The organism is Roseococcus thiosulfatophilus (assembly GCF_017311575.1).
Classification (GTDB): domain Bacteria; phylum Pseudomonadota; class Alphaproteobacteria; order Acetobacterales; family Acetobacteraceae; genus Roseococcus; species Roseococcus thiosulfatophilus.
Window position 1 is genome coordinate 40,752 of sequence record NZ_JAFFQY010000001.1, and the last position, 13,643, is coordinate 54,394.

12 protein-coding genes and 3 tRNA genes are annotated in these 13,643 nt (G+C 67.4%); 1 reads left to right on the forward strand and 14 read right to left on the reverse strand.

Annotated elements, in window-relative coordinates; genetic code table 11:
- Positions 1-3: 3 nt before the first annotated feature.
- The 13 genes from JTN19_RS00190 to JTN19_RS00250 all read right to left on the reverse strand — a co-directional run bounded on the left by JTN19_RS00190 (position 4) and on the right by JTN19_RS00250 (position 10,646).
- Positions 4-666, reverse strand: a complete 663-nt coding sequence (locus JTN19_RS00190; protein ID WP_191085490.1) for a complex I 24 kDa subunit family protein — start codon at positions 664-666, stop codon at positions 4-6.
- On the reverse strand, positions 663-1,874 hold the full coding sequence (locus tag JTN19_RS00195; protein WP_206928728.1) for an NADH-quinone oxidoreductase subunit D: 1,212 nt from the start codon (positions 1,872-1,874) through the stop codon (positions 663-665). The genes JTN19_RS00190 and JTN19_RS00195 overlap by 4 nt, the downstream gene beginning before the upstream one ends.
- Complete coding sequence (locus tag JTN19_RS00200) at positions 1,871-2,518, reverse strand: NADH-quinone oxidoreductase subunit C (protein WP_206928730.1); 648 nt, start codon at positions 2,516-2,518, stop codon at positions 1,871-1,873. The genes JTN19_RS00195 and JTN19_RS00200 overlap by 4 nt, the downstream gene beginning before the upstream one ends.
- Positions 2,511-3,056: a NuoB/complex I 20 kDa subunit family protein gene (locus JTN19_RS00205; protein WP_191085493.1), complete on the reverse strand. Its 546-nt coding sequence runs from the start codon at positions 3,054-3,056 to the stop codon at positions 2,511-2,513. Before JTN19_RS00205 ends, JTN19_RS00200 begins: the two co-directional genes overlap by 8 nt.
- A gap of 5 nt (positions 3,057-3,061) precedes the next feature.
- Positions 3,062-3,430: an NADH-quinone oxidoreductase subunit A gene (locus JTN19_RS00210; RefSeq protein WP_206928732.1), complete on the reverse strand. Its 369-nt coding sequence runs from the start codon at positions 3,428-3,430 to the stop codon at positions 3,062-3,064.
- Between the two features lie 248 nt (positions 3,431-3,678).
- Positions 3,679-3,755 (reverse strand) — tRNA-Asp (locus JTN19_RS00215).
- Between the two features lie 70 nt (positions 3,756-3,825).
- Positions 3,826-3,900 (reverse strand) — tRNA-Val (locus tag JTN19_RS00220).
- Between the two features lie 41 nt (positions 3,901-3,941).
- A complete protein-coding gene (locus JTN19_RS00225; protein ID WP_184385946.1) occupies positions 3,942-4,214 on the reverse strand; it encodes an HU family DNA-binding protein in 273 nt (90 codons plus the stop codon).
- Positions 4,215-4,434: 220 nt separating this feature from the next.
- Positions 4,435-6,831, reverse strand: coding sequence for an endopeptidase La (gene lon / locus JTN19_RS00230; protein WP_206928741.1), 2,397 nt, complete (start codon positions 6,829-6,831; stop codon positions 4,435-4,437).
- 160 nt (positions 6,832-6,991) lie between these two features.
- Positions 6,992-8,248 (reverse strand): ATP-dependent Clp protease ATP-binding subunit ClpX, encoded by a 1,257-nt coding sequence (gene clpX, locus JTN19_RS00235; RefSeq protein ID WP_206928743.1) that lies wholly within the window; start codon positions 8,246-8,248, stop codon positions 6,992-6,994.
- Positions 8,249-8,417: 169 nt separating this feature from the next.
- Positions 8,418-9,056: an ATP-dependent Clp endopeptidase proteolytic subunit ClpP gene (gene clpP, locus JTN19_RS00240; RefSeq protein WP_206928745.1), complete on the reverse strand. Its 639-nt coding sequence runs from the start codon at positions 9,054-9,056 to the stop codon at positions 8,418-8,420.
- A 146-nt stretch (positions 9,057-9,202) separates the two neighbouring features.
- On the reverse strand, positions 9,203-10,525 hold the full coding sequence (tig, locus tag JTN19_RS00245) for a trigger factor (RefSeq protein ID WP_206928747.1): 1,323 nt from the start codon (positions 10,523-10,525) through the stop codon (positions 9,203-9,205).
- A 36-nt stretch (positions 10,526-10,561) separates the two neighbouring features.
- Positions 10,562-10,646 (reverse strand) — tRNA-Leu (locus tag JTN19_RS00250).
- Positions 10,647-10,713: 67 nt separating this feature from the next.
- Between JTN19_RS00250 and JTN19_RS00255 the strand changes: the two genes are divergently transcribed.
- Positions 10,714-11,256 carry a DUF1643 domain-containing protein gene (locus tag JTN19_RS00255; protein ID WP_206928749.1) on the forward strand — a complete coding sequence of 181 codons (543 nt, stop codon included), beginning with the start codon at positions 10,714-10,716 and terminating at the stop codon, positions 11,254-11,256.
- Here the strand turns inward: JTN19_RS00255 and JTN19_RS00260 are convergent.
- Complete coding sequence (locus JTN19_RS00260) at positions 11,250-13,640, reverse strand: 1-deoxy-D-xylulose-5-phosphate synthase N-terminal domain-containing protein (RefSeq protein WP_408901838.1); 2,391 nt, start codon at positions 13,638-13,640, stop codon at positions 11,250-11,252. The genes JTN19_RS00255 and JTN19_RS00260 overlap by 7 nt on opposite strands.
- Between the last annotated feature and the right edge of the window lie 3 nt (positions 13,641-13,643).

Here is a 13,643-nt window from a genome sequence, read left to right on the forward strand (position 1 = left end):
GGCTCAATCCTCCGAACCGGTGAGAACCATGGGGCCGCCTTCGGGCGCGCTCGTCTGCCGGCCGATGGCGCTGCCATGCGGCGGGCGTTCGCCGCGCTTCAGCGCCTCGATCAGCCGCACCGTGCTGTCGTAGTCCAGGTCCTCGTAGTAGTCGTCATCCACCTGCAGGATGGGCGCGTTCACGCAGGCGCCGAGGCACTCGACCTCGGTGAGCGTGAAGAGCCCGTCCGCGCTGGTGTCGCCATAGCCCTTGAGGCCGCCCGCGCTCTTGCAGGCGGCCAGCACGTCGTCGCTGCCGCGCAGCATGCAGGGCGTGGTGCCGCAGACCTGCAGGTGATAGCGGCCGATCGGCTTGGTGTTGAACATCAGGTAGAAGGTCGCGACCTCATAGACGCGCATCGGCGGCATGGAGAGGCGCTGGGCGATCACGTCCATCGCGACCCGCGGCACCCAGGCGCTGCCCGTCACGCGCCCCATCTGCCGCTGCACGATGTAGAGCAGCGGGATCACAGCGCTGGCCTGCTTGCCGGCCGGGTAGCGCGCGATGATCTTCTCGATCTCGGCCTCGCTGGCCGCGTCGAAGGCGAATTCCGTGGGCTGCGCCGCCTCGGCCTTGCCCACCGCATGGGTGGCGTGGAAGCCGCCGCCGGGACCCTGGGCGCTCATCGGTCGATCTCCCCGAAGACGATGTCGAGACTGCCGATGATGGCCACCGCATCGGCCAGCATGTGGCCCTTGCTCAGCGCCTCGATCGCCTGGAGGTGGGCATAGCCGGGCGCACGGATCTTGCAGCGGTAGGGGCGGTTGGTGCCGTCCGCCACGAGATAGACGCCGAATTCGCCCTTCGGCGCCTCGATCACGGAATAGGTCGAACCCTGCGGCACGTGATAGCCTTCGGTGTAGAGCTTGAAGTGATGGATGAGCGCCTCCATCGAGCGCTTCATCTCGCCGCGCGTGGGCGGCACGATCTTGTTGTCGGCGATCTTGATGGGGCCGGGCTTCATCTGCGCCAGGCACTGGTCAATGATCCGCAGCGACTGCCGCATCTCCTGCATCCGCACGAGGTAGCGGTCATAGCAATCGCCATGACGGCCGACGGGCACGTCGAACTCCATGCGGTCATAGACCTCATAGGGCTGCGACTTGCGGAGGTCCCAGGCCACGCCGCTGGCGCGCAGGCAGGGGCCGGAGAAGCCCCAGGCCATGGCGTCCTCGGCCGACATCACGCCGATGTCCACGGTGCGCTGCTTGAAGATGCGGTTCTCGGTCAGCAGGCCTTCGAGGTCGTCCAGGAAGGCGGGGAAGGCACGTGCCCAGTTGTGGATCTTCTCCGGCAGCTGCGCGGGGATATCCTTCGCCACGCCGCCGGGCCGGAAGTAGTTGGCGTGGTAATGGCTGCCTGAGGTCATCTCGTACATCTCGAGCAAGTGCTCGCGCTGCTCGAAGCCCCAGAGGGAGGGCGTGATGGCGCCGCAATCCAGCGCATAGGTGGTCACGTTCAGCAGATGGTTCAGGATGCGCGTGATCTCGCTGAACAGCACGCGGATATAGCGCGCGCGCTCCGGCACGTCCGCGTCAATGCCCAGCAGGCGCTCGGTGGCCAGCGCGAAGCCGTGCTCCATCGCCATCGGACTGACGTAGTCCAGCCGGTCGAAATAGGGCAGCGCCTGGAGGTAGGTCTTGTGCTCGATCAGCTTCTCGGTGCCGCGGTGCAGCAGGCCGATATGCGGGTCGGCGCGCTCCACCACCTCGCCCTTCATCTCGAGGATGAGGCGCAGCACGCCATGGGCGGCCGGGTGCTGGGGGCCGAAATTGATGGTGTGGCTGTCCACCTCGACGGTGGTGGTCGCCGCGTTGTTCGTGGTGACGCTCACTTCTGGTCGCCCTTCGTCCCGTCCACGGCCAGGCCGGGGACGCGGTTCAGATGCACCTTCTCGTCGCCCGGAAGGGTGGTCATCGCCTCCCAGGGGCTGAGGAAGTCAAAGCTGCGGAAATCCTGGGTCAGCTTCACGGGTTCCTGCACCACGCGCCCGGCCTCGGCGTCGTAGCGGACCTCGACATGGCCGGTCAGCGGGAAGTCCTTGCGCAGCGGGTGGCCCTCGAAGCCGTAGTCGGTCAGCAGGCGCCGCAGATCGTCGAGGCCCGCGAAGACGACGCCATACATGTCCCAGCACTCGCGCTCGAACCAGGTGGCGCTCGGCCAGAGCAGCGACACGCTGGGCACGGGCAGCGTCTCATCCGTCGTGGTGATGACGGTGACGCGCGCATTCCGCGTCAGGCTCAGCAAGTTGTAGACCACGTCGAAGCGCTCGGGCCGCTCCGGCCAGTCCACGCCGCAGATGTCCATGCACTGCGCGAAGTCGAGCTCGGGCGTGTCGCGCAGCACCACCAGCAGCGGCAGCAGCGCCTCGCGGTGCACATGCAGCACCAGCTCATGCCCGAAGCGGGCGCGGCCATAGGTGACGGGCACCCGGTCGGCCAGGGCGGCGCGGATGGCCTCTTCGAGCGCGTCAACCACGGAGGATGGTCCCCGTCCTGCGGATCTTCTTCTGGAGCTGGAGGATGCCGTAGACTAGCGCCTCCGAGGTCGGCGGGCAGCCAGGCACGTAGATGTCCACCGGCACGATGCGGTCGCAGCCGCGCACCACGCTGTAGGAATAATGGTAATAGCCGCCGCCATTGGCGCAGCTGCCCATGGAGATGACCCAGCGCGGCTCGCTCATCTGGTCGTAGACCTTGCGCAGCGCGGGGGCCATCTTGTTGGTCAGCGTGCCGGCCACGATCATCACATCCGACTGCCGGGGCGACCCGCGGGGGATGATGCCGAAGCGGTCGAGGTCGTAGCGCGCCATGTAGGCGTGGATCATCGGCACGGCGCAGCAGGCGAGGCCGAAGGTCATCGGCCAGAGGCTGCCCGTGCGGGCCCAGTTCACCACCTTGTCGAGGTTGGCGACGACGAAGCCCTTCTCCTCGATCTCGCCGGTGACGGCGCGGATCACGGCGTCCTGCTCGGCCCCAGGGGGTGTCGCGCCCTTGTTCCAGCTGATCTCGTTCATGGCGCTCACTCCCAGTCCAGCGCGCCCTTGCGCCATTCATAGATGAAGCCGACCGTCAGCACGAAGAGGAAGCCCATCATGGAGAAGAAGCCCAGCCAGCCGATGTCGCCCAGCGTCACCGCCCAGGGGAAGAGGAAGGCCACCTCCAGGTCGAAGATGATGAAGAGGATGGCGACCAGGTAGAATCGCACGTCGAAGCGCCGGCGCGTGTCGTCGAAGGGGGCGAAGCCGCACTCATAGGCCGACAGCTTCTCGGCGTCGGGCTTCTGCCGGGCCAGCAGGATGCTGCCGCCCACCATGGCGAGCGCGATGCCGCCCGCGATTCCCAGGAAGACCAGGATCGGGAAATACTGCGCGAGCAGGGGCTGGGTCATTGTCCGGCCTTGCCTTTGTAAACTTTGCCTCAAGAGACGCGTGAGCCGCGCTTGGTCCCACCCCCGTTCCCGGGGGCGTGACGCGGCGCACCATACAGAGGCGCGCCCATTTCCGCCATAGGCCCGCATGCGGATGACCGGGATGCAAGGACCAGTTCACGGAGGCGCCTGGACGTGCCCCAGCCGCTGGAAGGATCGAGCTGCGAAAGGAAAGGAAGCCCTAACAGGCTGGCCGCTGTGCGGCATACTGGCGCGAGTGACGGGGCTCGAACCCGCGACCTCCGGCGTGACAGGCCGGCGCTCTAACCGACTGAGCTACACCCGCGCAGTGCTGGGGCGTTTAGGCCCCGAGCCGGCACCTGTCAACCAAGGGGCCGGCATTTTCAGATGTTTCGTGGTGGGCGCTGACGGGGTCGAACCGCCGACATCCTGCGTGTAAAGCAGGCGCTCTACCTCTGAGCTAAGCGCCCGCCCGGGAGGTGGCGCCCCGGGCAAGCCCGGGGCGCGTCAATCAGTTCACCGCGTCCTTGAGGCCCTTGCCGGCCTTGAAGCGCACGGTGGTGGAGGCGGGAATCTTGATCTCCTCGCCCGTGCGCGGGTTACGGCCCTTGCCCGCCTTGCGCTTGCTGGTGCTGAAGGTGCCGAAGCCCACCAGGCGGACTTCCTGCTTCTTCTTCAGCGCCTTCGTGATGGCCTCGAACACCGCGTCCAGCACATCGCCAGCCTTGGCCTTGGAGAGTTCACCCGAGTCCGCGACAACGGCCACCAGGTCCTGCTTGTTCATGGGATGATCCCCTTTCCGTGAAACTGTCGGCGTCGGGACCGATTCCCCGCCCGCGAACCGAAACGGACAGTAGGGGGCGGTTTTCCGCCGCGTCAATCACGGCGTCACCGGATTCCTGGCGGATTGCCGCGGTTTTCTGGGGGAAACCCCGCTGCGCCGCGGCATCGCGGCCGGTCCTGACGCGGATCGGGAGGGGGAAAGCCCCCTCCCTGTCCTGGCGTTAATGTGGACGTACGCCACTTTCGGCCGCCGGCGGCGCCACCGGCGCCTCCTCCGGCTCCACCCAGGTGATCGCCTCCGGCGGGCGGACGAGCGCCTTGCCGATGACCTGGTCGGCATGGCTGACCGGGATGATGGTCAGCGCCTTCCGGACGGATTCCGGGATATCCACCAGGTCCTTCTCATTGTCCTTCGGGATGAACACGGTGGTGATGCCCGAACGCAGGGCTGCCAGCAGCTTCTCCTTCAGGCCGCCGATGGGCAGCACCCGGCCGCGCAGCGTGATTTCGCCGGTCATGGCGACATCGCGCCGCACGGGAATGCCCGTAAGCACCGAGATGATGGACGTGGCCATGGCCACGCCCGCACTCGGGCCGTCCTTGGGCGTGGCACCCTCCGGGACGTGGACGTGGATGTCGCGCTTCTCGAACAGCGTGGGCTTGAGGCCGAACTGCGCCGAGCGGGAGCGGACATAGGACAGCGCCGCACTCACGCTTTCCTTCATCACGTCGCCCAGCTGCCCGGTGGGCTTGATGTTGCCCTTGCCCGGCACGACCACGCTCTCGATGGAGAGGATGTCGCCGCCCACCTCGGTCCAGGCGAGGCCCGTCACCACGCCCACCATGTCCTCGCTCTCGGTCTCGCCATAGCGGAACTTCTTCACGCCGGCATATTTCTCGAGGTTCTTGCGGGTGATGGCGACCTTCTTGGCCTTGCCGCCCACGATCTCCTTCACGGCCTTGCGGGCGAGGCCGCCCACCTCGCGCTCCAGGCTGCGGACGCCCGCCTCGCGCGTGTAGTAGCGCACCAGGTCGCGCAGGGCGTCGTCGGTCACGGACCATTCGCCCGGCTTCAGCCCGTTGGCCTCGGTGACCTTCTTGATCAGGTGCCGCTTGCAGATCTCGAGCTTCTCATCCTCGGTGTAGCCGGGGATGCGGATGATCTCCATGCGGTCCAGCAAAGGCTGGGGCATGCGGAGCGAGTTCGCGGTGGTCACGAACATCACATCCGAGAGGTCATAATCCACCTCCAGGTAGTGGTCCGCGAAGGTCGAGTTCTGCTCGGGGTCCAGCACCTCCAGCAGCGCGCTCGACGGGTCGCCGCGCCAATCGGCGCCGAGCTTGTCGATCTCGTCCAGCAGGAAGAGCGGGTTGGAGGTCTTGGCCTTCTTCATGCCCTGGATCACCTTCCCGGGCATGGAGCCGATATAGGTGCGCCGGTGGCCACGCACCTCCGCCTCGTCGCGCACGCCGCCCAGCGACATGCGCACGAAGGCACGCCCCGTCGCCTTGGCGATGGACTTGCCGAGCGAGGTCTTGCCCACGCCGGGCGGCCCCACCAGGCAGAGGATGGGCCCGCGGATCTTCTTCGAGCGCGACTGGACCGCGAGATACTCGATGATCCGCTCCTTCACCTTCTCCAGGCCGTAATGGTCGGCGTCGAGCACCTTCTCGGCCGCGGTGATGTCGTTGCGGACGCGGCTGCGCTTCTTCCAGGGGATGGAGAGAATCCAGTCGAGGTAGTTCCGCACCACCGTCGCCTCGGCCGACATGGGCGACATGGAACGCAGCTTCTTCAGCTCCGCCATCGCCTTGTCCGAGGCTTCCTTGCTGAGCTTGGTGGCCTTGATCTTGGCCTCCAGCTCCGCGAGCTCGTCGCGGCCCTCCTCGCCCTCGCCCAGCTCCTTCTGGATCGCCTTGAGCTGCTCGTTCAGGTAGTACTCGCGCTGCGTCTTCTCCATCTGCCGCTTCACGCGGTTGCGGATGCGCTTTTCCACCTGCAGCACGCTCATCTCGCCCTCCATGTGGGCGAAGACGCGTTCCAGCCGCTGGGCCACGGAGGCGATCTCCAGCAGCTCCTGCTTCTCGGCGATCTTGATGGAGAGGTGGCTGGCCACCGTGTCGGCGAGCTTGCCCGGGTCGTCGATCTGGTTGACCGAAACCAGCACCTCGGGCGCGATCTTCTTGTTGAGCTTGATGTAGCTCTCGAACTGCGAGATGACGGAGCGCATCAGCGCCTCCACCTCGCGCTTCTCCGAAGCGGGCTCCTCCACGGGCTGGACATAGGCCTCGAAGTGGCTCTCGTTGTCCTTGAAGCCCTGGATGCGGGCGCGCTTCAGCCCCTCCACCAGCACCTTCACCGTGCCGTCGGGCAGCTTCAGCAGCTGCAGCACCGTGGAGACGGTGCCGAGCTGGAACAGGTCTTCCGCGCCAGGGTCATCCTGCTGCGCGTTCTTCTGCGCGACGAGGAGGATCTGCTTGTCCTCGCGCATCACGGCTTCGAGCGCGCGGACGGATTTCTCACGGCCCACGAAGAGGGGCACGATCATGTGGGGGAAGACGACGATGTCGCGCAGCGGCAGGACAGGGTGCAGCTCGCCTGGGGGAACTTCCGTCATTTGGACCTCACGGGGGACAGTCGGTGGGTCAGGCGCCCTGGACAGGCACGCCCGCCGGCACCACGGGAAAACAATGCATGTGGGTCGGGATCCACGGCAGACAAGACGCCGGGATGACAGGCGGCCCCGCCCGGGGGGCAGGGGGGCCGCCGCGCAGCCATCAGGCGGAACTCTGTTCCGCGGCCTTCTCGCCGTAGATGAAGAGGGGCTGGGCGCGGCTTTCGGCCACCTCCCGGTTCACCACCACCTCCTCGACATCGGTCAGGCCCGGCAGCTCGAACATGGTCGAGAGCAGGATGCTCTCCATGATCGAACGCAGGCCCCGCGCGCCCGTCTTGCGCTGGATCGCCCGCTGCGCCACCGACTTCAGCGCGTCCTCGGTGAAGGTGAGCTTGGCGCCCTCCATCTCGAACAGGCGCTGATACTGCTTCAGCAGGGCGTTCTTTGGCCGCGTCAGGATTTCGATGAGCGCGCGCTCATCCAGGTCCTCCAGGGTCGCGACCACCGGCAGGCGGCCGATGAATTCCGGGATCAGGCCGAACTTCAGCAGATCCTCGGGCTCCACCTCGCGCAGGACGGCGCCGGTGCGGCGATCCTCGGGCGAGCGGACTTCCGCGCCGAAGCCGATGCCCGAACCCTTGCCGCGGGCGCCGATGATGCGCTCGATGCCGGCGAAGGCGCCGCCGCAGATAAAGAGGATGTTCGTCGTGTCCACCTGCAGGAACTCCTGCTGGGGATGCTTCCGGCCGCCTTGAGGCGGCACGGAGGCGACGGTGCCCTCCATGATCTTGAGCAGCGCCTGCTGGACGCCCTCCCCGCTCACGTCGCGGGTGATGGAGGGGTTGTCCGACTTGCGGCTGATCTTGTCCACCTCGTCAATGTAGACGATGCCCCGCTGGGCGCGTTCCACATTGTAGTCGGCGGCCTGGAGCAGCTTGAGGATGATGTTCTCCACATCCTCGCCCACATAGCCCGCCTCGGTCAGCGTGGTGGCATCGGCCATGGTGAAGGGCACGTCGAGGATGCGCGCGAGCGTCTGCGCCAGCAGCGTCTTGCCCGAGCCCGTCGGGCCCAGCAGCATGATGTTGCTTTTGGCGATCTCGACGTCGTTGTTCTTGGCGCCCGCCGCCAGCCGCTTGTAATGATTGTGCACCGCGACCGAGAGGACCTTCTTCGCATGATCCTGCCCGATGACGTAGTCATCGAGGACCTTGCAGATTTCCTTCGGCGTGGGCACCCCATCCCGCGTCTTGACGAGATGCGTCTTGTGCTCCTCACGGATGATGTCCATGCAGAGTTCGACGCATTCATCGCAGATGAACACCGTCGGTCCCGCAATCAGCTTGCGGACCTCATGCTGCGACTTCCCGCAGAAGGAGCAGTAAAGGGTGTTCTTGCTGTCGCCCGATTTGCTCATGCCCACTCCTCGCTCCCTGTCCAGCCCCGGCGGGCTGGATGGCGCGTCGGCAAAGAATAGACCCCCGGTCCTCCCGGGGGAAGCGCTGCCCTGGCGCTGCCGCCAGGGCACCACATAAACACCTAATGCCCGGTCAATGCAGCCGATTTGTTACGGCTGCGGCAGGGCGTCAGGTCTTCGGGGCCTCGGCCGGGGTGGGACGCTCGGTCACCACTTGGTCGATCAGGCCCCAGTTCATCGCTTCCTCGGCCGACATGTAGCTGTCGCGCTCGAGCTTGGCCTCGATGGCCTCGACCGGCTGGCCGGTGTGGCGGACATAGATTTGGTTCAGGCGCTTGCGGAGTTCCAGGATCTCGCGCGCCTGAATTTCAATGTCCGTCGCCTGGCCCTGCGCGCCGCCCGAGGGCTGGTGCACCATCACGCGCGCATTCGGCAGCGCGAAGCGCTTGCCCTTGGCGCCGGCCGTCAGCAGCAGCGAGCCCATGGAGGCCGCCATGCCGATGCACACGGTGCTGACCGGGCTGCGGATGTACTGCATGGTGTCATAGATCGCGAGGCCGGCGCTCACCACGCCGCCGGGGCTGTTGATGTAGAACGAGATGTCCTTGTTGGGGTTCTCGCTCTCCAGGAACAGCAGCTGGGCGCAGATCAGGCTGGACACCTGATCGTAGACGGCGCCGGTCAGGAAGATGATCCGCTCCTTCAACAGGCGCGAATAGATGTCATAGGCCCGCTCGCCCCGGGAGGACTGCTCCACCACCATGGGCACGAGGGAATTGTTGTAGATCTCGACCGGATCGCGGTCCATGGCTCGGCTTCCCATCATGACGCCCCGCCCCGGAATGGGCGCAGGGGTCCGGGGCGGGGGCGAATCCGCCCCTCACCCCAAGTTCGTGACAGCATGTGGGCATCCTGCCCGGCGGGGGAAGCCCCCGCCACGCCCGCGCCTGCGGGTCAGGCCTTCTGCGACGCCTCGGCCAGGGCCTCGGGCGTCACCGTCTCTTCTGTCACCTGGGCGAGCTCCAGCATGAAGTCCACCACCTTCTCCTCGAAGAGCGGGCTGCGAAGCTGCTCCATCGCCTGGGGATTCTTCTGGAAATACTCGATGACCTGCTTTTCCTGGCCGGGGTAGCGCTGCACCTCGGCCATCATCGCCTTGGACAGATCCTCGCGGCCCACCTGGATGTTGTTGGTGCGGCCGATCTCGGACAGCAGCAGGCCCAGGCGGATGCGGCGCTCGGCGATGGTGCGGTACTCGGCCTTCAGCGTGTCCTCGTCCTTGCCGGCATCCTCGCCGTCCAGGCGCCCGGCCTTCATGTCGGCCTCCACGCGCTGCCAGATTTCGGCGAACTCGCCCTCCACCATGGCTTCCGGCACGGTGAAGCTGGCGCGCTCGGCGAGCGCATCCAGCAGGCGGCGCTTGATGGCCAGGCGGCTCAGCCCGTCATATTCGCGCTGCAGGCTCTCGGTGATGGCCTCGCGCAGCTTGGCCAGGTCCTCGAGGCCGAGCTTCTTCGCGAACTCATCGTCCAGGGCAGGCTTCACGCTGGTCTTGAGCGCCTTGGCCGTGATGGTGAACTCGGCATCCTTGCCGGCCAGGTTGGCCGCGCCATAGGTGGCGGGGAAGCTCACCTTGATGACGCGCTCCTCGCCGGGGGCCATGCCTTCCAGCTGCTCGGTGAAGCCGGGGATGAAGCCCTGGCCGGCCACCTCGATCGGCATGTCCTGGGCGGCGCCGCCCTCGAACTCGGTGCCGTCCATGCGGCCCACGAAGTCGCAGACCAGCACGTCGCCCTTGGCGGCCGCGCGGGGCTCGGCGTCCTCCAGCGTCGCGTTGCGGGACTGGATGGTCTCCAGCGTCTTCGCGATCTGCTCCTCGCCCACCTCGGCCTTGAGGCGGGTGAGGGTGATGGAGGCGAAGTCCGGCATGGGGATTTCGGGCATCACCTCGACATCGAGGCGGAATTCCAGGTCCGCGCCGTCATCGAACTTCACCAGCTCGATCTTGGGCTGGACGGCGGGGCGCAGGCCGCGCTCCTCCACCACCTTGCCCGTGGCGTCCTGGACCGAGGCTTCCAGCACCTCGCCCATCACGGCCTGGCCATAGCGGGCCTGGACGATCTTCTGCGGAACCTTGCCCGGGCGGAACCCGGGAATCTTCATGTCCTTGGCCAGTTCCGCGAGGCGCTTGTCCTTCTCCGCGGCGATGGCGGCGGCGGGCACCACCACGGTATAGGCCCGCTTGAGCCCCTCGTTCGCGACCTCGGTCACCTGCATCAGCGCAATCCGTTCCAGTGATTGCCGGTGGCTCAGTGGTGCGGGCGGAGGGACTTGAACCCCCACGGCTTGCGCCACTGGAACCTAAATCCAGCGTGTCTGCCAATTCCACCACGCCCGCGGACCCGCGCTGCCGGTAGGAAGGGGCGCGTGTAGCCGAAAGGCCGCATCCCGCCAATACTGGGGGGATGGATTTGCACGACCCGGGCGGAAAGGTGCGCCGCAGGCTGGCGGCGGATGTGGTCTCGGCGGCCGAATTCTCCCCCTGCCGGCGCTGGCGATGGTGGCTGGAGCGGCGCTGGGACGGCGCGCCCTTGGGCAGCCCGGGGCCTGGCGTGGTCATCGGGATGAACCCCTCGGTGGCCGATGAGACGGCCGATGACCCGACGGTGGCGGGCGTCATGTGGCGGGCGCGGCACCTCTGGGGGCTGTCCGGCCTCATCATGCTGAATGCCTTCGCCTATCGCGCCACGGACAAGCTGCGACTGCTGGAAGTCGAAGACCCGGTGGGGCCAGAGAACGACGCCACCATCCTGCGCCTCAGCCGGGGGGCGCCGCTGGTGGTGGCGGCCTGGGGGCAGCCGCCCAAGGCGCTGGCAGGCCGGGGGCCGGCGCTGGCCGCGATGCTGGCGGGGGCGGGGGTGCGGTTGATGTGCTTCGGGCGGAATGCCGATGGCAGCCCGAAGCACCCGCTCTACCAGCGCAAGGACGCGGCCCTGATCCCCTACTGACCGACCAGCACCTCCGCGCAGGCATCCAGGATCGCCGCCTCGTCCAGCCCATATTCGGCATAGAGCGCCGGAATGTCCCCCGCCTGTCCGAAGCGGTCCACGCCGAGGGCCGCCACCCGCTGCCCGCGCACCGCGCCCATCCAGTCCAGCGCGGCGGGGTGCCCGTCCAGCAGAGTGACAATGCCGGCATCCCGCGCCAGCGGCGCCAGCAGCGTCTCGATATGCGAAGGCGCGCCCCCAGGCCCCTGCCGCGCGCGCTTGCGCGCCTCGATCCAGCCCTGGTGCAGCCGGTCGGGGCTGGTCACGGCCAGAAGCCCGGCGCCGGGCTCTTCCTCGCGCAGGGTGGCGAAGGCGGCCATGGCCTCGGGCGCCAGCGGCCCCTGATAGGCGATGGCGATGCGCGCGCCCTCCGCGGGCGGCGTCACCCAGTAGCCGCCGGCGATGACCGCCGCGGGGTCCAGCGTCCGCTCCGGCTGCTCCAGCCCCCGCGTGGACAGGCGCAGCCAGACGCTGGAGCCGTTCTCCGCCTGCATATGCGCGAAGGCGTGGCGCATCAGGATGGCGAGCTCATCGGCGAAGGCGGGCTCATAGGCTGCCAGCCGGTCCTGCGCCATGCCGATCAGGGGGGTGTTCACGCTCTGGTGCTGGCCGCCCTCGGGCGCCAGGGTCAGGCCGGAGGGCGTGCTCACCAGCAGGAAGCGCGCATCCATGTAACAGCCATAGATCAGCGCATCGAGGCCGCGATTCACGAAGGGGTCGTAGACGGTCCCGATGGGCAGCAGCCGCGCGCCATAGAGCCGATCGGCCAGCCCCAGCGCGGCCAGGACGAGAAAGAGATTCTGTTCGGCGATGCCGAGTTCCACATGCTGCCCCTCGGGCGACATGCCCCAGCGCTGTGCCGAAGCGAGCTTCGCATCGCGGAACACGTCGTTCTTCAGGTGCCGGTCGAAGATGCCGCGCCGGTTCACCCAGGGGCCGAGATTGGTGCTGACCGTCACATCCGGGCTGGTGGTGACGATGCGGGAGGCCAGTTCCTTGAACTCCCCCTCCCCGCGCCCGATGCCGGCCAGGATCTCGCCGAAGGCCGCCTGGGTGGAGAGCTTGCGCCCCGCCGGCACACGCGGCACCGGCAGCCGGGCCGGCACATGGATGGTGGGGGAGGACAGGCGCCGGCCCTCCGGCGTCAGCTTCCGGGCGAAGGGGATGCTGTCCACGAAGGCCCGCATCTCGGCCGAGGAAAATTCCAGCCCCTCGAACTCATCCCATTCATGGCCGGGGCGGATGCCCATCTCGGCCCGGAACCCCTCCATCTGCTCCTTGGTCATGAGCCCGGCATGATTGTCCTTGTGCCCGGCGAAGGGGAGGCCCATGCCCTTGATGGTGTAGGCGATGAAGCAGGTGGGCTGGTCGCCCAGCGCGTCGGCCTCGCGGAAGGCCTCCATCAGCGTCTCGATGTCATGGCCGCCCAGGTTGGTCATGAGCGCCGCCAACTCATCGTCCGAGAGGGGGTCGATGATGGCCCGCACCCCCTCCTCGCGCCCCAGCTCCGCCATCAGCGCCGCGCGCCAGGCGGCCCCGCCCTGGAAGGTCAGCGCGGCGTAGAGGCTGTTGGGGCAGTCATCAATCCAATGGCGCAGCGCCTCGCCGCCCGGGCGCGCGAAGGCGGCCGAGAGGCGCCGCCCGTATTTGAGCGTGACCACGTTCCAGCCCATGTCGCGGAACAGCCCCTCGATGCGGCCAAAGAGGCGGTCCTGCACCACGCTGTCCAGGCTCTGGCGGTTGTAGTCCACCACCCACCAGACATTGCGGATGTCGTGCTTCCAGCCCTCCAGCAGGGCCTCATAGATATTGCCCTCGTCCAGCTCCGCATCGCCCACGATGGCGACGTGGCGGCCGGCGGGCAGGCCCTCGGGCACCAGCTTCTTCAGCCGCACATAGTCCTGCACGAGGCTGCCGAAGCTGGTCAGCGCCACGCCCAGCCCCACACTGCCGGTGGAGAAATCCACCTCGCCCCCATCCTTCATGCGCGAGGGATAGGGCTGGATGCCGCCGAATTGCCGGAGCGTGGCCAGCTTCTCGGCGCTCTGCCGCCCCAGCAGCAGGTTCATGGCGTGGAAGACCGGGCCGGCATGCGGCTTCACCGCCACGCGGTCGGCGGGCTTCAGGATGTCGAAGTAAAGCGCGGTCAGGATGGACACGGCCGAGGCGCAGGAGGCCTGGTGTCCGCCCACCTTCAGCCCATCCCGGTTGGGCCGGATATGGTTGGCGTGATGGATCATCCAGGCCGAGAGCCAGAGCAGCTTGCGTTCCACCGCGTGAAGCATGGCCAGCCGCCGCGCCTCGTCCGGCGTCTCCGACCTTGTGCTGATGCCCTGGACCGTCATGGG